Annotated in this window: 18 protein-coding genes and 1 tRNA gene; 15 read left to right on the top strand and 4 right to left on the bottom strand. The window is 70.3% G+C overall.

The annotated features are described in order from the left end of the window. The first annotated feature begins 53 nt into the window (after positions 1–53). Positions 54–989 (top strand): phosphodiesterase, encoded by a 936-nt coding sequence (locus NE358_RS10840; RefSeq protein WP_103206365.1) that lies wholly within the window; start codon positions 54–56, stop codon positions 987–989. Here the strand turns inward: NE358_RS10840 and NE358_RS10835 are convergent. Continuing rightward, positions 940–2,520 (bottom strand): stealth family protein, encoded by a 1,581-nt coding sequence (locus tag NE358_RS10835; protein ID WP_103206366.1) that lies wholly within the window; start codon positions 2,518–2,520, stop codon positions 940–942. The genes NE358_RS10840 and NE358_RS10835 overlap by 50 nt on opposite strands. Positions 2,521–2,761: 241 nt before the next feature. Between NE358_RS10835 and NE358_RS10830 the strand changes: the two genes are divergently transcribed. The 7 genes from NE358_RS10830 (at position 2,762) to NE358_RS10800 (ending at position 9,356) form a co-directional block, all read left to right on the top strand. Then, positions 2,762–3,694, top strand: a complete 933-nt coding sequence (locus NE358_RS10830; RefSeq protein WP_499317796.1) for a 4-(cytidine 5'-diphospho)-2-C-methyl-D-erythritol kinase — start codon at positions 2,762–2,764, stop codon at positions 3,692–3,694. 134 nt (positions 3,695–3,828) lie between these two features. Then, entirely contained in the window at positions 3,829–4,131 is a 303-nt protein-coding gene (locus tag NE358_RS10825) for a DUF427 domain-containing protein (protein ID WP_289938387.1), read from the top strand. Between the two features lie 14 nt (positions 4,132–4,145). Further along, positions 4,146–4,970 carry an ABC transporter ATP-binding protein gene (locus tag NE358_RS10820; protein ID WP_289938385.1) on the top strand — a complete coding sequence of 275 codons (825 nt, stop codon included), beginning with the start codon at positions 4,146–4,148 and terminating at the stop codon, positions 4,968–4,970. Continuing rightward, positions 4,967–5,647: an ABC transporter permease gene (locus tag NE358_RS10815; protein ID WP_103206369.1), complete on the top strand. Its 681-nt coding sequence runs from the start codon at positions 4,967–4,969 to the stop codon at positions 5,645–5,647. Before NE358_RS10820 ends, NE358_RS10815 begins: the two co-directional genes overlap by 4 nt. Next, on the top strand, positions 5,644–6,402 hold the full coding sequence (locus NE358_RS10810) for an ABC transporter permease (protein WP_103206370.1): 759 nt from the start codon (positions 5,644–5,646) through the stop codon (positions 6,400–6,402). The genes NE358_RS10815 and NE358_RS10810 overlap by 4 nt, the downstream gene beginning before the upstream one ends. A 40-nt stretch (positions 6,403–6,442) precedes the next feature. Beyond that, positions 6,443–7,360 (top strand): ABC transporter substrate-binding protein, encoded by a 918-nt coding sequence (locus NE358_RS10805; protein ID WP_103206371.1) that lies wholly within the window; start codon positions 6,443–6,445, stop codon positions 7,358–7,360. Positions 7,361–7,562: 202 nt separating this feature from the next. Next, positions 7,563–9,356, top strand: a complete 1,794-nt coding sequence (locus NE358_RS10800) for an ABC-F family ATP-binding cassette domain-containing protein (protein WP_289938379.1) — start codon at positions 7,563–7,565, stop codon at positions 9,354–9,356. A 115-nt stretch (positions 9,357–9,471) separates the two neighbouring features. Here the strand turns inward: NE358_RS10800 and NE358_RS10795 are convergent, their stop codons facing one another. Beyond that, the gene (locus tag NE358_RS10795; RefSeq protein WP_289938378.1) at positions 9,472–11,136 is read right to left on the bottom strand and encodes a PHP domain-containing protein; all 1,665 of its coding nucleotides are present in this window, start codon (positions 11,134–11,136) and stop codon (positions 9,472–9,474) included. 154 nt (positions 11,137–11,290) lie between these two features. Here NE358_RS10795 and NE358_RS10790 point away from each other — a divergent pair, with 154 nt between their 5' ends. Beyond that, the gene (locus NE358_RS10790; RefSeq protein WP_289938375.1) at positions 11,291–12,025 is read left to right on the top strand and encodes a hypothetical protein; all 735 of its coding nucleotides are present in this window, start codon (positions 11,291–11,293) and stop codon (positions 12,023–12,025) included. Positions 12,026–12,101: 76 nt separating this feature from the next. Here the strand turns inward: NE358_RS10790 and NE358_RS10785 are convergent, their stop codons facing one another. Both NE358_RS10785 and NE358_RS10780 read right to left on the bottom strand, forming a co-directional pair. Next, on the bottom strand, positions 12,102–12,602 hold the full coding sequence (locus tag NE358_RS10785; RefSeq protein ID WP_116238940.1) for a hypothetical protein: 501 nt from the start codon (positions 12,600–12,602) through the stop codon (positions 12,102–12,104). 8 nt (positions 12,603–12,610) lie between these two features. Beyond that, the gene (locus NE358_RS10780; RefSeq protein ID WP_103206377.1) at positions 12,611–13,108 is read right to left on the bottom strand and encodes a MarR family winged helix-turn-helix transcriptional regulator; all 498 of its coding nucleotides are present in this window, start codon (positions 13,106–13,108) and stop codon (positions 12,611–12,613) included. A gap of 101 nt (positions 13,109–13,209) precedes the next feature. Here NE358_RS10780 and NE358_RS10775 point away from each other — a divergent pair. From NE358_RS10775 to NE358_RS10750, 6 genes are all read left to right on the top strand, one after another. Then, positions 13,210–13,281 (top strand) — tRNA-Gln (locus NE358_RS10775). Between the two features lies 1 nt (position 13,282). Next, a complete protein-coding gene (gene glmU / locus NE358_RS10770) occupies positions 13,283–14,731 on the top strand; it encodes a bifunctional UDP-N-acetylglucosamine diphosphorylase/glucosamine-1-phosphate N-acetyltransferase GlmU (protein WP_289938370.1) in 1,449 nt (482 codons plus the stop codon). Next, positions 14,721–15,755 carry a ribose-phosphate diphosphokinase gene (locus NE358_RS10765; RefSeq protein WP_103206379.1) on the top strand — a complete coding sequence of 345 codons (1,035 nt, stop codon included), beginning with the start codon at positions 14,721–14,723 and terminating at the stop codon, positions 15,753–15,755. The genes glmU and NE358_RS10765 overlap by 11 nt, the downstream gene beginning before the upstream one ends. Positions 15,756–16,040: 285 nt before the next feature. Further along, positions 16,041–16,526 (top strand): FMN-binding protein, encoded by a 486-nt coding sequence (locus NE358_RS10760; protein WP_103206380.1) that lies wholly within the window; start codon positions 16,041–16,043, stop codon positions 16,524–16,526. Between the two features lie 5 nt (positions 16,527–16,531). Then, entirely contained in the window at positions 16,532–17,416 is an 885-nt protein-coding gene (locus NE358_RS10755) for an FAD:protein FMN transferase (RefSeq protein ID WP_289938360.1), read from the top strand. A 39-nt stretch (positions 17,417–17,455) separates the two neighbouring features. Continuing rightward, on the top strand, positions 17,456–19,009 hold the full coding sequence (locus tag NE358_RS10750) for an FAD-dependent oxidoreductase (RefSeq protein WP_289938358.1): 1,554 nt from the start codon (positions 17,456–17,458) through the stop codon (positions 19,007–19,009). Positions 19,010–19,027 lie beyond the last annotated feature (18 nt).

The following is a 19,027-nucleotide window of genomic DNA, read 5'->3' as shown; positions in this document are numbered from 1 at the left end:
CGGGAGCATCACGCCGGTGACGAGGTCGTACCCGACGACCCGAGAGGATCGAGATGCGCTACGCCGAGTACCCCCGAGCCGAACGTGTGCTGCTCCACCTGAGCGACACTCACCTTCGCGCTGGCGGTGCACCGCTCTATGACGACGTCGACTCCGAGGCGTACCTCGCTCGCGCGGTCGAGGCCATCGACGCCTCGGGTATCCGTCCGAACGCCCTGGTGTTCACGGGCGACCTCGCTGATTTCGGTGAGACCGACGCCTACGATCGCGTCCGCGCATTGGTCGAACCGCTCGCCGAGCGTCTGCAGACGCGCGTGGTCTGGGTCATGGGCAACCACGACGACCGCGCCGCCTTCCGCTCGCAGCTCCTCCCCGGCGACGACGCCGAGGCGACCGCCCCGGTCGATCGCGTCGACGAGTTCGACGGGCTGCGCATCGTGACCCTCGACACCTCGGTCCCCGGAGCGCACCACGGCGAGGTCACCGCCGCCCAGCTGCAGTGGCTCACCGAGGTCCTAGCGACGCCGGCCCCGCTCGGCACGATCCTCGCGATGCACCACCCGCCCGTGCCCAGCGTGCTCGACCTCGCCGCCTCCGTCGAGCTGCGCGACCAACGGAGCCTGGCCGCGGTGCTGCGCGGCAGCGATGTACGGGCGATCCTCGCCGGACACCTGCACTACTCCACGTTCGCGACCTTCGCCGGCATCCCGGTCTCGGTCGCTTCGGCCACCTGCTACACCCAGGACCTCATGGTCCCGGTGGGCGGGACGCGCCCGCAGGACGCCGCGCAGGGCTTCAACATCGTGCACGTCTACGACGAGACGGTGGTCCACTCGGTCGTACCGCTCGCCACCAGCGCGGCGTTGCAGTACGTCGACGCTGACGAATCCCAGCGGCGCCTCCGCGACGCCGGGATCGTCGTCCCGACGTCGCGGGCGTTCAGCGGACCGGTGTCGCCGCCGACGACGCCGTTGCCGATCCTTCGCTGACCGAGCTCTTCTCCCACGGGGCGGCGACGGGGAAGTAGCGCTCGAGGCACGCCCGGAGCGCGGGGACGCGCACCTCTTCGGGGATCTCGGGCACGCTGCCGTCGTTGAGGCAGAACATGTCGGTATCGCGGCGCGAGACGAGGCGCTCCATGGTGCGCAGCGAGTCGAGCTGCGTGGTCTGCACGTAGCGGGTGCGGGGCTCGGTCGTGATGATCGCGCGCCCGGTCGCCAGTGCGTAGTAGTGGTACAGGCTGTTCGTCACCGAGATGTCGGTGGCCGAACGGAACCGGCTCGCGGCGGTGCGGGCGTAGTCGTCGGCGAACTCCTGCTCGAGCTCGAAGGCCACCGAGCGCCGCAGCGGGGTCGCACAATGCTCGAGATCGAGTGTGATGACGCGACCGAATCGCTCCTTCAGCAGGGCGCGGTTCACGCGCAGGCCGTTGTCGTGCCCCGAGCGATCGACATGCGCCGGTCCGCTGCCGATGCGCACGCCGCTCTCGACGAAGCGGCTCACCCCGCCGCCGCTGAAGAACAGCTCCGGAGTGACGGGGCGACCGAAGAACATGTCGTCGTTGCTGTAGAGGAAGTGCTCGGCCAGACCCGGGATGCGGTGCAGCTGCGCCTCGACGGCGTGGGAGTTGTGGGTGGGCAGCACCGAGGGATCGGCGAAGAACTCCTCGCTGCGTACGATCGTCACCTTGGGGTGGTCGGCGAGCCACTCGGGGGTGGGGGAGTCGGTCGCGATGAAGATGCGGCGCACCCACGGCGCGTACATGTGCACGCTCCGCAGCGCGTAGCGCAGCTCGTCGACCTGGCGGTATCGGGCGGCGTTGTCGTCGCCGTCACCCACGACGTAGCCCTTCATGCGCGCGGCCCGCTGGCGCTGGAACTCACTCGACGACCCGTCGACCCACGAGAAGACCATGTCGACGTCGGCGGTGAACTCGTTCGGGTGGGGGTCGAACATGCCCGAGACCGTCATCCAGCGGCGGCCGTAGCGCTCGACCTCGACCAGATCGAGGTCGGCGGCGGCGAATTTGCGGCGGGTGAGGGCGCTCGGGCGGGGTGCCTCGATGGTCTTGTCGCCGAAGCGCCAGAGCTCCATCCGCGGAGCCAACGCGGAGCCGTACCGGTACGAGCCTTCGGTCGAGGTGCGCGGGCGGAAGACCGCGTAGGCCTGCACCGACCCGGGGGCGGGCTCGACGCTGTGCGCGGGCACGGGGTCTTCGCCACGGGCCTTGAGGTACATCGGGCCGAGGTCGGGATCGCGCAGCGCCGCGAGGGCGGTCGCGGCATCGGCGGTGTCGACCACCAGCTTGGGGCGGCGATTCGCATCGCGCACCAGCAGAACCCGCACACCCGCAGCTTCGATCGCGGACGCCGCCGTGAGCAGGTCGTCGCGCTCGGCCATCGCGGGCGTCGAGGAGTCGTCCACGACGTGCAGGATGCCGTCGTGCATGCGGATATCGGACCGGGACAGCAGGGCGCGCCAGGGGTCGGTGTCGATCGACAGGGGGACCATCGGGCGCATGCTGCCTCCTCAGGGGGTCGGGGACGGGTTCCGGACACCGTAAGGTTCCGGGGTTTCGCGGACGTTTCGGCGACGGCGCCGATCGACGGGGAGCGGAGCACTACTGTCGAAGAGTGACTCAGATCGCTCGCTCCGGCCCGGACCTCCCCGTACCGCCTTGCGAGCGACGGCGGGAAGCGGGCCGACGTTCCAGTCTCGCACACGGTGAGCGCGACCGGCGCGCGGGACGACGGGAGACGCGATGAGCATGCACATACCGGCATCCGTCCGCGTTCGTGCCCCCGGCAAGATCAACGTCTTCCTCGAGGTCGGCGATGTGCAGGACGACGGCTATCACGAGCTCGCGACCGCGTTCCAGGCGGTCTCGCTGTACGAGGAGATGGTCGCAACCCCCGCTGACGACATCACGATCGAGGTCGCCGCACGCGGCCCGGTCGACGTCGAGGGCGTGCCCACCGACGACCGCAATCTCGCCGTCCGTGCCGCTCGTCTGCTCGCGCAGACCGCCGGTGTCGACCGCGGCGCTCACCTCGCTGTACGCAAGGCCGTCCCCGTCGCCGGTGGCATGGGCGGCGGATCCGCCGATGCGGCTGCGGCGCTCGTGGCATGCGATGCCCTCTGGGGCCTCGGCATGCCGACGAGCGAGCTCGTGCGTCTCGCGGCTCGGCTCGGTGCCGATGTGCCTTTCGCGCTGCTCGGGGGGACCGCCGTCGGTACCGGTCGCGGCGACCAGCTGAGCCCGGCGCTCGCGCGCGGACGATTCGACTGGGTGCTCGTCCCCAACGACATCGGCATGTCGACCCCCGTCGTGTACGGCGAGCTCGACGCGCATCGCCGGCGCCATGCGATCGACATCGGCCCGGCGCCTCGCGTTCCCGCGGTCGATCGCGACGTGCTGCATGCTCTCCGCCAGGGCGACGCGGAAATGCTGGCGGCCACTCTTCGCAACGATCTCCAGGCTCCGGCCCTGCACCTGCGCCCCGACCTCGCGCGCGTTCTCGAGCGCGGCGAGAGCTCGGGTGCCCTGGCGGGGATCGTCTCGGGATCGGGTCCGACGCTGGCGTTCCTCGCGGCGGACGAAGCCTCGGCGATCGACCTGCAGGTCACCCTCAGCGCCGCCGGTCTCGTCGCTCTGCACGTGCACGGGCCCGTCCCCGGCGCCCGCGTGGTCTGACCGCGCCGCACCATAGCCCAGGTCGACACACGGGGCAATCTGCGCTTTCGGCGCCGACGGTCTCGTTAGCCTCGGGGAAAGTGATCCGTCACCGCTCGGCGCCGTGCCCGCGGGACGCCACGAAGGGGGTTCCCATGAAGGCAGTGCTCGACGGCGTCGTGATCGCCGAAGCCGACCGCGACGACCTTGCCTCGATCGAGGGGAACTGGTACTTCCCGCCGCAGTCCGTTCGCGAGGGTGCCCTGCACAAGAGCCCCACCCCGTACACCTGCCCCTGGAAGGGCGCAGCTCAGTACTGGAACGTCGCCCTGGATGGCGCCGAACTGACCGACGGCGCGTGGTCGTACTCCGACCTGTACCCCGGAGCCGTCGAGCGCGTGGGCAAGGATTTCGCGGGCTACGTCGCCTTCGACCGGAAGGTCGTGGTCTCCGACTGAGGTCGGGTGAGCGCATGATCGAGTTCTCGGCCGTCTCCAAGGTCTTCCCCGACGGCACACGTGCCGTCGACGACTTCCATCTCGTCATCCCCTCGCGCAAGACGACCGTCTTCGTGGGCTCGTCCGGCTGCGGCAAGACGACGCTGCTGCGCATGATCAACCGCATGGTCGAGCCGTCGTCCGGCACCATCAGCATCGACGGTGCCGACATCGGCGGCAAGCCCGCGGTGCAGCTTCGCCGGAGCATCGGCTACGTGATGCAGAATTCGGGGCTGCTGCCGCATTTCACGGTGGCCGACAACATCGCCACCGTGCCGGTGCTGCAGGCGCAGAACCGCAAGACGGCCCGCGCCCGGGCGCTCGAGCTGATGAAGACGGTGGGTCTCGACGCGGCGATGGCCGACCGATACCCCAGCCAGCTCTCCGGCGGGCAGCAGCAGCGCGTGGGCGTCGCGCGCGGTCTCGCCGCCGACCCCAACATCCTTCTCATGGACGAGCCCTTCGGTGCCGTCGACCCGATCGTCCGCGACGAACTGCAGCAGGAGCTCCTCCGTCTGCAGAGCGAGATCGGCAAGACCATCGTCTTCGTCACGCACGACATCGACGAGGCGTTCCTGCTCGGAGACCAGGTCGTCATCCTCGAGAAGGGCGCGAAGATCGCGCAGGTCGGAACCCCCAGCGAGATCGTCGAGAACCCCGCGAGCGACTTCGTCGCGAGCTTCATCGGCGCGGTCAAGGGCAAGCGTGCCCTGCACCTGAAGCAGACGGCGACCGGAACGGTCGTCGTGGATGCCGAGGGCCGCACACAGGGTGCGCTCGTGGAGGATTCCCACCCGTGAACTGGGTCGGCAACAACCTCGACCTGATCGGGGAACTCACCCTGGTGCACCTGCGCCAGAGCATCATCGCGCTGATCGCGGGCTTCGTCTTGAGCGTCCCGCTGGGCTGGGTCGCGTGGCGATACCGACTCGTGCGCAGCGGTGTCATCACCATCACCGGGCTGCTCTACACGATCCCCTCCCTCGCCCTGCTGATCCTCGTGCCCGTCGTCACCGGCTGGTACAGCATCGTCAGCGAGACGAATCTGATCGTCGCCCTCGCGATCTACGCGGTCGCAATCCTCGTGCGCGCGGTGGCCGACGGTCTCGATTCGGTGGATGCCGGCGTGCGCCAGGCCTCCACGGCCATCGGCTACGGCTCCTTCCGTCGCTTCTGGGCGGTGGAGTTCCCGCTGGCCGGCCCCGTCGTGCTCGCGGGCCTGCGCGTCGCCTCGGCCAGCACGATCGCGCTGGCCACGGTCGGCATCCTCGTCGGCATCCAGAACATCGGCTACCTGTTCACCAACGGGCTCCAGCGGCGCATCATCCCCGAGGTCTTCGCGGGCGTGGTCGCCGTCGTGGTGCTCGCGCTGGTCATCGACCTGCTGCTCGTGATCGCGGGCCGTCTGCTCATGCCCTGGACGCGCGGCACGAAGACCGTCTCGCGTCAGGCCAACCGAACGCTGGTGAAGGCATGAACCTCGTGGGCGACGCGATCGCCTGGATCTTCTCGGGCGACCCGGGCCAGTTCGATTCCATCCCCGTGGCCATCGGCGTGCAGATGCTGTATACGCTGATCGCCGTGGTCATCGCGGGGGCGATCGCCATCCCGCTGGGCTGGTACATCGGCCACACCGGCAAGGGGCGCGAGACCGCTGTCGCGATCTCGGGCGCCGCTCGCGCGATCCCGTCCTTCGGCCTCTTGATCCTTCTGACGCTGCTTCTCGGTGTCCTGCACAAGCCCGAGGCCGCGATCATCTCGTTCGTGGTCCTGGCGATTCCCTCCCTGCTCGCCGGTGCGTACACCGGCTTCGAGGCCATCGACCGCCGCGTGATCGACGCGGGCCGGTCGATGGGCATGACCGAGTCGCAGATCCTGTGGCGCATCGAAGTGCCGCTCGGCCTGCCGCTGCTGGTCGGCGGCATCCGCGCCGCCACCCTGCAGGTGCTCGCCACCGTCACGATCGCCGCGTACATCGGCCTCGGCGGGCTCGGACAGTACATCATCGCCGCGATCCCGCTCCGCCGGTTCGACATCCTCATCGGCGGGGCGATCCTCGTCGCCGTCCTCGCGCTCGTCATCGATGGGCTCTTCGCCCTGCTCCAGCATCTCGTCGTGCCCCGTGGCATCCGTGCCGCCGGCTCCGCGCAGCCGCAGCGGCGCTCCTCCCGTCAGCGTCGCGCCGAAGCCCTCGCCGTGGGAGCACCGACCGCGCCTCCGGCGACCCCCTGACCCACACTCGATTCCCGAATCACCAGAAAAGAGAGCACCCATGTTCACAGCACGAACCAAGAAGGGCCTCGGCCTGTTCGCCGGCCTCGCGGTCGCCTCGCTCGCCCTCGCCGGTTGCGGCGGCGGTTCCAGCGATCCCCTCAGCAACGGCGGTGGCGACGCCAGCGCCTCGAGCGACACCATCGTGGTCGGCTCGCAGGCCTACTACTCGAACGAGATCATCGCCGAGATCTACGCGCAGGCGCTCGAGGGTGCCGGCAAGAACGTCAAGCGCCAGTTCCAGATCGGTCAGCGCGACGCGTACATCCCGCTGCTCGAGGACGGCACCGTCTCGGTCTTCCCCGAGTACACCGGCAATCTGCTGCAGTTCTTCGAGAAGGACACCACCGCGCGCACCTCCGACGACGTGTACGCGGCTCTGCCGGCCGCCCTCCCCGAGGGCCTCGAGGTCCTCGACCAGTCGCAGGCCACCGACCAGGACTCGTACACCGTGACGAAGGCCTTCGCCGACGCGAACGGCCTCACCTCGATCGCCGACCTCGCGAAGGTGACGTCGGGTGTGACCCTCGGCGGCAACGCCGAACTCGCCGAGCGTCCCTACGGACCCACCGGTCTGCAGTCGACCTACGGCGTCACCGTCCAGTTCTCGCCCACCGGTGAGACCACGGTCGACGACCTCGTCGCCGGCACCGTCCAGGTCGCCAACGTCTACACGGCCGACCCCCGCATCAAGACCGACAACCTGGTCACGCTGACCGATCCCAAGGGCCTGTTCCTGGCGTCGAACGTCGTGCCGGTGGTCAACTCGAAGGTCGCTTCCGAGGTCTCGGACGTGCTGAACAAGGTCAGCGCCGCCCTCACGGAGGACGCTCTCGTCGCGATGAACGTCGAGTCGACCGTCGACCAGAAGTCGTCCGCCGACATCGCCAAGGAGTGGCTCTCGGCCAACGGCTTCTGAGCCGTCACGTCACGCGGGGTCGTCCGGTTCGCCGGGCGGCCCCGTCGTCGTTCCGACCGCGGCCCCGGGTGCCGGCATCCGGGGTGCGTCTGCGATCGTCTCGTCCGTAGCGCGCCAGATGGGCGACGGGAAGCAGGAGATCCCGGATGCCGGCACCCCGGCGCGCGGGCACACCCCGGGCAGCGCGTAGCCTGGGACGGATATGGCACACCTGCTCGGGGGCGAAGCCCTGCACCTGGAATACCCGACCAAGGTCGTCTTCGACTCCGTCTCTCTCGGGGTGAACGAAGGCGACCGGATCGGCATCGTCGGCCGCAACGGCGACGGCAAATCGAGTCTGCTCGGCATGCTCGCCGGCATCCGCGAGCCCGATCGTGGGCGCGTGACGGTCCGCGGCGGTGTCACCGTGGGTGTGCTCGATCAACAGGACACCCTCGACGATGACGACACGATCGGCCACGCGGTCGTCGGCGATCGCCCCGAGCACGAGTGGGCCGGTGACGCGCGTACGCGTGATGTGATCGCGGGGCTGCTGGGCGATCTGTCGTGGGACGCGCGTCTCGGCGACCTGTCGGGCGGTCAGCGCCGTCGTGTGGCGTTGGCGAAGCTGCTCTCGGGCGATTGGGACGTGCTGTTCCTCGACGAGCCCACCAACCACCTCGACGTCGAGGCCATCACCTGGCTCGCGGGGCACCTCAAGAAGCGGTGGGCGCCTTCCGCGGGCGGCCTTCTCGTCGTCACGCACGACCGGTGGTTCCTCGACGAGATCTGCACCGCCACGTGGGAGGTGCACGACCGTCTCGTCGAGCCCTTCGAGGGCGGCTATGCGGCGTACATCCTGCAGCGCGTGGAGCGTGACCGTCAGGCGGCATCCATCGAACAACGTCGTCAGAACCTGGCTCGCAAAGAGCTCGCGTGGCTGCGCCGCGGGGCCCCGGCGCGCACGTCGAAGCCGAAGTTCCGCATCGATGCGGCCAACGAACTCATCGCCGACGTTCCCGAGATCCGCGACAAGGTCGCTCTGCAGTCCCTGGCGGTCTCGCGCCTGGGCAAGGACGTCGTCGATCTGCTCGACGCGGGTGTGGCCTACGGCGACAAGACGGTGCTTAAGGACGTCGAGTGGCGCATCGCGCCGGGGGAGCGCACCGGCATCCTGGGCGTGAACGGCGCGGGCAAGTCGACCCTGCTGAACCTGGTGACCGGCTCGCTCGAGCCCACCAGCGGCCGCGTCAAGCGCGGCAAGACGGTGAAGGTCGCCACCCTCACCCAGCGTCTCGACGAGCTCGAGCAGCATCTGAACGACCCCGTCCGCGTGGTGATCTCGGGACTGCGCACGACGTACTCGTTCGGCACGGGGTCGAAGGCGAAAGAGCTCACCCCCGGCGAGCTCCTCGAGCGCCTCGGGTTCTCGAGCGCGCAGCTCTCGACCCCGGTGAAAGACCTCTCCGGCGGGCAGAAGCGGCGCCTGCAGCTGCTGCTGGTGCTGCTGGACCAGCCCAACGTGCTGATCCTCGACGAGCCCACCAACGATCTCGACACCGACATGCTCGCGGCCATGGAAGACCTGCTCGACTCGTGGTCGGGCACCCTCATCGTCGTCTCGCACGACCGGTACTTCCTCGAGCGCGTCACCGACCAGCAGTACGCGATCCTCGACGCGAAGCTCCGGCACCTCCCCGGGGGCGTCGACGAGTACCTGCGTCTACGGGCGATCCAGGATGCCGAGCCCTCGCGGCCCGCGGCGACGAGCGGCGCCGCTGCGACGCCGGGCCTGCAGGGGGCCGAGCTGCGCGCCGCGCAGAAGGAGGCCTCGGCCACCGAGCGGCGCATCGAGAAGCTGCAGCAGCAGATCGACAAGGCCAAGGCGGCGCTCGCCGATCACGATCAGGCCGACTACGCGGGGCTCGGAACAGAGATGCAGCGCATCTCCGCGCTCGAGGCCGAGCGCGACGAGCTCGAGATGACCTGGTTCGAGCTCATCGAGAGCATCGGCTGAGCTCTCCCCGGGCGAGCGCCGAGGAGCGGAGGAGGATCGCGGAGCGGAGGACGTTTCGCACCTCAAGCGTCCTCCGCTGCCCGGATCTCCTCCTCTGACGCCGTTCGGCGTGAGATCAGCGCACCGCCACGAAGATCGGGTTCGTGTAGAGCCACGTGTCGAGCCAGGGGTTTCCCTGCCCGGCCGAGTGGGGCTGAGGTGCCCGCGGGTCGACCTCGGCGCCGCGGGGGCCGGTGCCGTGCACCTTGCCGTCGGAGCCGCGCACGCGCACGTAGCCGTCGACGTCGGACGTTCCCACCGGGATCACGATCTGGAAGGGCGAGCCACTGCGATCGCTCACGTCACGCAACTCGATGACGCGGGTGCGCGGGGCGACCATTGCGTCGCGGTCGCTCACCGCGCCGGTGATCTCGCCGCGGATCACATCGAGGTGGGCCAGACGGGGCAGGATGCCGGCGGAGTTGCGCTGCGCGGTCGGTTCGACGTCGATGACGATCTCGATCTTCGTCCCCACCGGCACGCGCAGCGTTCCGCCGAGGGTGGCGCTGTTGGCGGTGTCGTCGACCGCCCGCAGGGTCACCGACAGGCCGGCGACGAGGTGGCCGTGGTCGACCCACATGCGCCCCGCGCGCACGGCGTCGAGGACCGCCGTGTGCGTCTTGTCGACGGCGCCGACGTGCGTGCGGCTGAACTCGCCCGGCCAGAGGTCGCTGCCGCCCTGCGGCGCCGCGGTCGACACGGGGTCGGGGCGGCGGCCCGCGCGATTGAAGTTCGCGAGGGTCGCTCCGCTGTCCCAGCCGGAGCCGGTGGGGAAATCGCCCACGCGGGTGGTGTCGAAGTTCTTCAGGTGCAGGTCGCTGTTCGTGGTGATCCACCAGCGCCGGCCCTCACTGAGCAGGGCGTCCCACATGCCGCCGACGACGGCCGTCATCCAGTCGAACCCGCCGTGCGCCCGGTAGGCCTCGCTGGGGAACCCGGGGTAGGAGTAGTCGCTGCGCGCGTTCTCGTACTCGCCGCGCTGAGAGCGGTCGGTGGTGTTCGCGGCGAGACCCGAGGCCTGCGCGCCCGGTGCGCCCTCGAAGCCGACGAAGACGTCGGGGTCGGCGTCCTGCCACGCGCGGAGTTCGCCGGGGGAGTCGATGCCGAGGCGGCTGGGGTGATTGGCGAGCACCAGCACGTCGGCGACCGTTCCCGCCCTCCGCTGCTGGCCGAGCCATGAGATGCCGTCGACGGCGTGTTTCAGCCAGTCCGCGGCGTCGCTGGTGTTGGGCCGGGGCTTCTCCCACTTGTTCAGCTTGCCGTCGTAGTCGAGTTCGAACCGGCGCAGCACCTCGGTGACCCGGGGGCCGGGTGCGACGAGGACCGTCCCGTGCTCGGCGGCGGGGATGTACCACTCCAGTCCCTGGAACACGAGCAGGTCGGGGCGCGCCGTCCGCGCCGCCTCGATCTCGCGGGCGGCGTTGAAGACACCGCCGACGTTCGCGTGACCGACGTTGCTGTGTTCCGTGAAAGCGATGGCATCCACTCCGAAACGCTGGGCCTGGTCGAGGATCGTCGTCATCGCATACTTCGCGTCGTGCGAGTAGACCGAGTGCACGTGGTGGTCGAAGACCAGCCAGCGCAGGGCCTTCGGGTCAGTGACGGCGGCGGGGGTCGCGGCGGTCGCGATCGAAGAGGCGGCGGGGCCGAACGACGACGCCGCGGATGCCGTGGTGACGGCGGCGGCCGCCGCGGCGAGGAAGGTACGGCGGGAGAAGCCGGAAGGGGTGTGAGTGGGCATCGGACACTTTCGTGAGAGGGGTCGCCGGGAACGTAGGGTCCGCGGGTGAATGGCGGGTGGCCGCCGGGTGATGTTCACGTCGTCACCCGTTCACCCGGTAGACCGAACCGTGGGGCACAGTCCGTTCGTCCTCACCACCCGATCGAGAGCAGCCATGTCGTCCACGCCCGTGCCCACCCGTCTCCTTCCCGTCGCCGCCGCGGTGCTCGTCGCGGGTCTCGTTCCGCTCGGTACCCTGGCCGCCTCCGCGGCGAGCCCCCTCGTGCTGCGGGATGCCGGCGGCGCGGCCGTCTCCTCGGGTGACGCCGCCGCCTACCCGTCGTTCGCCACCGCGGACTTCGCCGACGGCTGCCCCGCCGGCACGCGCGACGGCGCGCGCCTGACGGTGGCGGCCGGGGGCAGCACCGTCGTGGTGTCGGCGACCGTGCCCGTGAACGGGGGAGCGGCCGTCAGCGTCCCCATGGGGTCGTCGTTCAGTGCCGCGGTCCCCTCGGGAACGACCGCGGCGACCCTCAGCCTCGAGTGCCTCGCGCTCTCGTCCGGGATCCCCTCGTCGGTCGTCTCGGTGGTCAGTGTTCCCGTGACCCTCACCGCAGCGGGCTGGTCTGTTCCGGGTCAGCCCCGTCCGACTCCGACGACGGCCCCGACCACCGCCGCGCCGTCGCCGAGCGCCTCGGCGTCGGTCGGCCCCGACCCGGCGGCCACCGTCACGGCCACTCCGCGCGCCTCGGCCTCGACGACCCCGGTCCCCGTCGCCGCGGGCGGGTCGGACCTCGCCGTCACGGGGGCGCAGGTCGCGGGCGTTGCGGGACTCGGGGCCCTCCTGGCTGTCGTCGCCGGCTTCGTCCTGCGCAGCCGCGCCCGTCGCCGGGCGGTCGCTCGGGACTGATCGCCGTTCCTGCCGCGTCGTGCCGAGGGTGCCGGGGCGCTCGCGCCCGGTCATGGGACGTCGTCGAGGGGTGCCGTCAGTGGATGCCGTATTCGAGCGCGACGATGAAGATGCCGAGGCAGGCGGTGGCGAACGCGCCGAGCAGGCGAACGGCGATCGCCGCCTTCCGCCGGGCGTACGCGCCGTAGCCCAGCAGCGCGAGCACCGCGAAGGTCGCCCACATGCAGGCCTCGAAAGCATCGTCCACCGACACGCCGGTGAGGCCGGCCCACACGAGGACCAGGATCGACGGCACCGAGGCGTAGAGCATGCCGGCGCCATGGCGCATTCCCTCGCGGGTCGCGCGACGCAGGCCGTGGTCGGCGTGCTCGGTGAGGGTGTGGGCGAACACGTGCGCGATGAAGAACACCACGAGAGACACCGAGGCGCTCCAGAGCACCTCCCACACGTCCTCGGCGTGATCGTCGGCGATCGAGACGAAGGCCGCGAAGACGATCAGGCCGTAGATCGCCGCGGGGGAGCGGAAGCGCACGCCGAACCACGCCCGCACGCGGGCCCAGCGAGAGCGAGATTCCACCGGCGCGCTCACGCGTCGAATCCCAGACTCAACTTGCGCAGCAACGTCGCGAGGCGGTCGCGGTCGCCGCGCGAGAGGCCCTCGAGCAGGAGGGCCTCAGCGTCGACGAGACGGGTGATCGCGGCATCCACCCGTACTCGTCCGTCGTCGGTCAGGGTCACCAGGATGCTCCGTCCGTCGCCGGGGTCGGCCTCACGGCGCACGAAACGGCGCGCGACCAGCCGGTCGATGCGGTTCGTCATGGTGCCGCTGGACACCAGCGTCTGCTGCAGAAGCTGCTTCGGGCTGAGCTGGTAGGGCTCGCCCGCGCGCCGAAGGGCCGAGAGCACGTCCCACTCCCACGACTCGATGTCGCTGCGGCGGAACGCCTCTTTGCGGGCGATGTCGAGGTGTCGCGAGAGGCGAGCGACACGCGAGAGCACCTCGAGGGGCGAGAAGTCCAGATCGGGGCGCTGTCGCATCCACGCATCGACGATGCGGTCGACTTCGTCGCTGTCCCGGGCCACGAACTCATTATGTCGAGTACCCGGCCCACCGTCGGCGCGCGCCGCGGGCGGAACGCGCGGCGCTCGGGTCTGGCAGACTTGACCGGTGCCCGCGGGCACGGTCCGCCGTGGTGTAACGGCAGCACGACAGCCTTTGGAGCTGTTAGGTCTAGGTTCGAATCCTGGCGGCGGAGCATGACATCACCGACCGAGTTGGCCGTCGTCGTCCTCGCTGCGGGTCAGGGAACGCGCATGCGCTCCCGCACCCCCAAGGTGCTGCACCCTGTCGGCGGTCGTCCGCTGGTCGGTCATGTGCTCGACACCGCGGCATCCCTCGACCCGGCTCGCATCGTCGTCGTCGTGCGCCACGAGCGCGAGCTCGTCGCCGAGACCGTGTCGGAACTCGCGCCCGGCGTCGTGATCGTCGATCAGGACGAGGTGCCGGGCACCGGCCGCGCGGTCGAGGTCGCCCTCGACGCCCTCGACGGCTTCGAGGGCGATGTGCTCGTGCTCAGTGCCGACGTGCCGCTTCTCGAGACCGGCACGCTCACCGAGCTCCTCGCGACGCACCGCACGGGCGGTACCGCGGTCACCCTGCTGAGCGCCCGCGTCGATCAACCCTTCGGGTACGGCCGCATCCTCCGCGACGAGACCGACGGCGTACGCCGCATCGTCGAACAGAAAGACGCCACGGCCGACGAGGCCGCGGTGACCGAGATCAACGTCGGGGTCTACGTGTTCCAGGCGGCGCCCCTGCGCGCCCAGCTCGCACAGGTGGGCACCTCGAACGCCCAGGGCGAGAAGTACCTCACCGACGTGGTCGGTCTGCTCCGTGACGCGCGGCTGGGGGTTGCGGCATCCGTCACCCCCGACGCCTCGGCAGCGCTCGGCGTCAACGATCGCGTCCAGCTGTCCGAGGCCGGACGCACCCTCAACGCCCGCACGGTGCGTCGCTGGCAGCTCGAGGGCGTCACCGTCGTCGATCCCGCCACGACCTGGATCGACGTCACCGCGACCCTCGCCCCCGATGTCACGATCCTCCCCAACACGCACGTGCGCGGAGCGACCGTCATCGCCTCGGGTGCCACGATCGGCCCCGACACGAGCCTCATCGACTGCGAGGTGGGCGAGAACGCCACGGTCACCCGCACCGACGGCACCCTGGCCGTCGTCGAGGCGGGCGCCACGGTCGGTCCGTTCGCCTACCTCCGCGCCAATGCGCGGGTGGGCGTGAACGGCAAGGTCGGCACCTTCGTCGAGGTGAAGAACTCCTCGATCGGAGAGGGCAGCAAGGTGCCGCATCTCTCGTACATCGGCGACACCGAGATCGGCCGCGGCGTCAACCTCGGCGCCGGCGCGATCACCGCCAACTACGACGACATCGCCAAGCACCGCACGGTGATCGGCGACGAGGTGCACAGCGGATCGCACAACGTCTTCGTCGCGCCGGTTACGATTGGAGCGGGCGCCAAGACGGGCGCCGGAGCGGTGATCCGTAAGGACGTCCCGGCCGGTGCACTGGCGCTCAGCGTGGCACCCCAGCGCAACGTCGAGGGGTGGGTCGAGAAGAACCGACCGGGCACCAGGGCGGCCGACGTGGCCGCGCGGGCTCGGGCTGAACAGGAAGCGGCCGATGGCTCGTAAGAAGAATCGTGTAGACCTCGACCGCGACAACGGCATCGCCCCCGGGCTCGTCGCCAAGACCAAGAAGCGGCTCGTCGTCGCCTCCGGTCGCTCGCACCCCGAACTCGCGAAGCAGGTCGCCGAGCACCTCGGCACCGAGCTCGCCCCCACCGAGCACCGCACCTTCGCCTCGGGCGAGATCTACACCCGCTTCGAGGTCTCGATCCGCGGCTGCGACGTGTTCGTGGTGCAGTCGTTCGGCCCCCCGGTCAATGAGTGGCTGATGGAGCTGCTCATCATGCTCGACGCCCTCAAGAGGGCCTCGGCCAAGCGCATCACGGTCGTCGCGCCGTACTTCCCGTACTCGCGTCAAGACAAGAAGGGCCGCGGGCGCGAGCCCATCAGCGCCCGCCTCGTCGCCGATCTGCTCAAGACCGCCGGCGCCGACCGCATCATGAGCGTCGACCTCCACGCCGCGCAGATCCAGGGCTTCTTCGACGGCCCCGTCGACCACCTCTTCGCCAAGCCCGTCCTTCTCGAGCACTTCGAGCAGGGGCTGACCGGCGAAGACCGCGAGACTCTCACCGTGGTCTCTCCCGACATGGGGCGCGTGCGCGTCGCCGACACCTGGTCCGACAGCCTCGGTGCCCCGCTGGCGATCATCCACAAGCGTCGTGACCCCAAGGTCGCCAACCAGGTCTCGGTGCACGAGATCGTCGGTGACGTGCAGGGGCGCACCTGCCTCCTCGTCGACGACATGATCGACACGGGCGGCACGATTCAGAAGGCCGCGCAGGCCCTCAAGGCCAGCGGTGCCCGCAAGGTCATCGTCGCCGCGACGCACCCGATCTTCAGCGACCCCGCGACCGAGCGCCTGCAGGACCCCGCGATCGACGAGGTCGTGGTCACCGACACCATCCCGATCGGGGCCGACCGCCGGTTTGAGCGTCTCACCGTGCTGCCGATCGCGCCGCTCCTGGCCCGCGCGATCCGTGAGGTCTTCGAGGACGGCTCGGTCACGAGCATGTTCGGCGGCGACGCGTAACCGGTCCCTTCCTCGACACTCAGCCATCTCCTCTCGGGAGGTGGCTGAGTCGTTCTCGGTCCGCACCGTCGTGCAGCGGGGGTGGACACGCCGGTTCCGGATGCCGCGGGCAGGGCGCATCGTCCGCGAAGGCCGCCTGGCGGTCCGGGGCGATGCCGACCGTCGTCCCCCTCGGATCGCCGGCCACACATAGCCGGCACAAAAGAATGAACCGGGGGACGGCCAAGGTCGTGTCCCTACCGTGAGCACGTACGCGCCGCGAGGCACGACCGAAGGAGGACCCTCATGATCCGCACCACAGCCGTACCCCGTCCCGTCCGCATCGGCACCGCCCTGCTGGGCGTTGCCGGCATCGCCACCCTCGCCGGGTGCGCGGGCGGCGCGACGAGCAGCGACGCCGCCCCCGCCGACACCGCCGCCCCGGCCGCGAGCTCGGCGCCCACCAGTACCTCGGGTGCCGCCGCCGGCTCGGGTTCCTACAAGGACGGCGAGTACGAGGCCACGGGCCAGTACGCCACCCCCGAGAGCGTCGAGACCATCGACGTCACCCTCACGATCGCCGGCGACACCGTCACCGCGGTCCAGGTGACCGGCGATCCGCAGGCCGCGGAGTCCAAGCGCTATCAGGGCGAGTTCATCGGCGGCATCCAGAGCGAGGTCGTGGGCAAGAAGCTCGACGAGATCTCGGTCAGCAAGGTCGCAGGCTCCTCGCTCACGAGCGGCGGCTTCAACAAGGCCGTCGACACCATCAAGTCCGAGGCCAAGGCCTGACGGCCATGAGCACTCCGATCGCGACGGGCTCGACCTGGGCCTTCGATGCGATCGGCACGTCGTGGGCGATCGAGACGGCGCACCCGCTGTCCTCGGTCGCCCGCGACGCGGTCTCGTCCGTCGTCGAACGCTTCGACCGGGAGTGGTCGCGATTTCGCGACGATTCGCTCGTGTCGGCGCTCTCCGAGGGGCGCGCGGCATCCGTCCCGGTCCCGGACGACGCGGATGCCATGTTTTCGCTGTATCGCGAACTCGACGCGGCGACCTCCGGCGCGGTGAACCCGCTGGTCGGTGACGCGCTCGCGCGTCTCGGCTACGACGCGCGGCTGACCCTCGCGCCCGGGGGAGACCCGCAACCGGCCCCGTCGTGGCACGACGTCCTCACCTGGGACGCCGAACGCGTGAGCGTCGCGACGCGCGTGACCATCGACGTCGGGGCCCTCGGCAAGGGGCGACTGGTCGACCTCGTGCTCGACGTCGTGCGCCGGTTCGTCGACGGCGACGTGGTCGTCGACGCGTCGGGCGATCTCGCCGCGCGCGGAACCCCGGTTCGCGTCGGCCTCGAGCACCCCTTCGATCCGACGCTCGCCATCGGCGTCGTCACCGTGACCGACGGAGCGCTCTGCGCCTCGGCGATCAACCGCCGCGCGTGGGGAGACGGCCTCCACCACGTGCTCGATGCGCGCACGGGCGCCCCCGTGCGGGCCTACGCGGCGACCTGGGCTCTCGCCGAGACCGCGATGCGCGCCGACGCTCTCGCTACGGCGCTGTTCTTCGACGGCGGCCCGGAGCTTGCGGCATCCTGGAACGCTCACTGGGTGCGCATGCGCACCGACGGCCGCGTCGAGTGGTCGCCCGGCTTCTCGGGCGAGATCTTCTCTTCACCCTGATTCATCCCCCCGCCTCGACTCCTCTGAAGGGTTCCCCTCATGAGCACCACGCTCACCGCCGGTTCGACCCGGGTCCTCGGCCTCATCGGACGCGTCTCGATGTACCGGCTCGTCATGGCGTCGCTCGGTCTCCTCGCCGTCATCTCGCTCGTCCTGTCGTTCGCGGGACTGGTGGTGCCGCAGCCCCTCGCGATCGTCTCGAGCGCGGTGGTGCTCGCCGCCGCGTGCGCGCTCACCGATCTGGTGGCGCAGAGCCTGCTCCGGATGCCGCGCCGCCTGGAGTCCTCGCTGATCACCGCCGGGATCCTGCTGTTCGTCCTGCGTCCCACGGTGGAACCGGTGGGCCTGGCCGGTCTCGCTCTGGCCGGGGTCGTGGCATCCGCGTCGAAGTACCTGCTCGTGTGGCGCGGTCGGCACATCTTCAATCCCGCGGCCACCGGCGCGACGGTGCTGACGATCGTGAGCATCTGGGCGCCCGACCTGGGGTCGTCGGCGTGGTGGGTCGGCTCGCCGTGGCTCGCGGCCCCGGTCCTGGTGCTCGGCATTCTGCTGTTGTTGCGCACCGACAAGCTGCCGATCGTGGTGGTCTTCTGGGTCGTCGCGATGGCCGTGGCCTTCCTCCGCACGAGCGTGCAGTTCCAGGCCGCGGGCTTCCCGGTCGACGTGCCGAGCGTGCTGCTGCAGGTGGCGTTCTCGTCGCCGTTCCTCTTCCTCGGCGCCTTCATGCTGTCGGAGCCGCTGACCCTGCCTCCGCGCCGTGTGCAGCAGTACGTCGTCGCGATCCTCGTCGGCGTCCTCGCGGGATGGCCGCTGCCGCTGGGCGAGATCACCCTCGGCCAGGAGCGGGCCCTGCTCGTGGGCAACCTGCTCGCGTTCCTGTTCTGCCTGCGCGCGGCCGTCCGTCTGCGGGTCGCGCGACGCCGCGACGTGACGCCCACGGTGCGCGAGCTCTCGTTCCACGCCGCCCGCCCTTTCTCGTTCCATCCCGGGCAGTACCTCGAGCTCGACGTGCCGCACCGCCGCCCCGATGCTCGCGGCACGCGCCGCGAGTTCTCGATCGTCTCGGCTCCTGAGGACCTGCCCGAGGTGCGTATCGCCTTCAAGGACGGCTCTCAGTCCTCCTATAAGCGGGCGCTGGCCGCGGTCGAACCCGGCTCGACGCTTGCGGTCACGGGCGTCTGGGGCGACTTCGTCCTCCCGTCGCGGCCGACCTCGCCCGTGCTCCTGGTTGCGGCCGGCATCGGGGTGACGCCCTTCGTGTCGCAGCTGCGCCACCTGGTCGCGACAGGCCAGGACCGCGACGTGGTTCTCGTCTATGTGGTGTCAGAGGCCGCGGAGCTGGCCTTCCGTGACGAGATCGCCGCCAGCGGCATCCCCGTCGTGGTCTTCTCGCGCGATGAGCCGCTCGATCTCCCGACGGGCTGGGTATGGGCCGGACCCGATCGCGTGGATGCCGAGGGCCTCTTCCGCACGGTCCCCGACATCGCCCAGCGCTCCGCGTACGTCTCCGGTCCGCCGCGGCTCATCTCGGCGCTCGCTCCCGCGCTCGCGAAGGCGAAGTCACTGACCACGGACGCATTCGCCGGGTACTGAATCAAGGGTGGCGGGACG

This window comes from Sphingomonas sp. G5 (assembly GCF_052660795.1).
Note: the sequence above shows the minus strand (reverse complement) of the source record. Positions and strands in the feature narration are given on the sequence as shown.

What these genes read in the sequence shown, in the direction of transcription:
- NE358_RS10825 (WP_289938387.1), top strand. Translation starts at nt 3,829, where the DNA reads ATGAAGGCAGTGCTCGACGGCGTCGTGATCGCCGAAGCCGACCGCGAC.
- NE358_RS10790 (WP_289938375.1), top strand. Translation starts at nt 11,291, where the DNA reads ATGTCGTCCACGCCCGTGCCCACCCGTCTCCTTCCCGTCGCCGCCGCG.
- NE358_RS10810 (WP_103206370.1), top strand. Translation starts at nt 5,644, where the DNA reads ATGAACCTCGTGGGCGACGCGATCGCCTGGATCTTCTCGGGCGACCCG.
- NE358_RS10765 (WP_103206379.1), top strand. Translation starts at nt 14,721, where the DNA reads ATGGCTCGTAAGAAGAATCGTGTAGACCTCGACCGCGACAACGGCATC.
- NE358_RS10800 (WP_289938379.1), top strand. Translation starts at nt 7,563, where the DNA reads ATGGCACACCTGCTCGGGGGCGAAGCCCTGCACCTGGAATACCCGACC.
- glmU (WP_289938370.1), top strand. Translation starts at nt 13,283, where the DNA reads ATGACATCACCGACCGAGTTGGCCGTCGTCGTCCTCGCTGCGGGTCAG.
- NE358_RS10755 (WP_289938360.1), top strand. Translation starts at nt 16,532, where the DNA reads ATGAGCACTCCGATCGCGACGGGCTCGACCTGGGCCTTCGATGCGATC.
- NE358_RS10835 (WP_103206366.1), bottom strand. Translation starts at nt 2,520, where the DNA reads ATGCGCCCGATGGTCCCCCTGTCGATCGACACCGACCCCTGGCGCGCC.
- NE358_RS10820 (WP_289938385.1), top strand. Translation starts at nt 4,146, where the DNA reads ATGATCGAGTTCTCGGCCGTCTCCAAGGTCTTCCCCGACGGCACACGT.
- NE358_RS10750 (WP_289938358.1), top strand. Translation starts at nt 17,456, where the DNA reads ATGAGCACCACGCTCACCGCCGGTTCGACCCGGGTCCTCGGCCTCATC.
- NE358_RS10795 (WP_289938378.1), bottom strand. Translation starts at nt 11,136, where the DNA reads ATGCCCACTCACACCCCTTCCGGCTTCTCCCGCCGTACCTTCCTCGCC.
- NE358_RS10830 (WP_499317796.1), top strand. Translation starts at nt 2,762, where the DNA reads ATGAGCATGCACATACCGGCATCCGTCCGCGTTCGTGCCCCCGGCAAG.
- NE358_RS10760 (WP_103206380.1), top strand. Translation starts at nt 16,041, where the DNA reads ATGATCCGCACCACAGCCGTACCCCGTCCCGTCCGCATCGGCACCGCC.
- NE358_RS10840 (WP_103206365.1), top strand. Translation starts at nt 54, where the DNA reads ATGCGCTACGCCGAGTACCCCCGAGCCGAACGTGTGCTGCTCCACCTG.
- NE358_RS10805 (WP_103206371.1), top strand. Translation starts at nt 6,443, where the DNA reads ATGTTCACAGCACGAACCAAGAAGGGCCTCGGCCTGTTCGCCGGCCTC.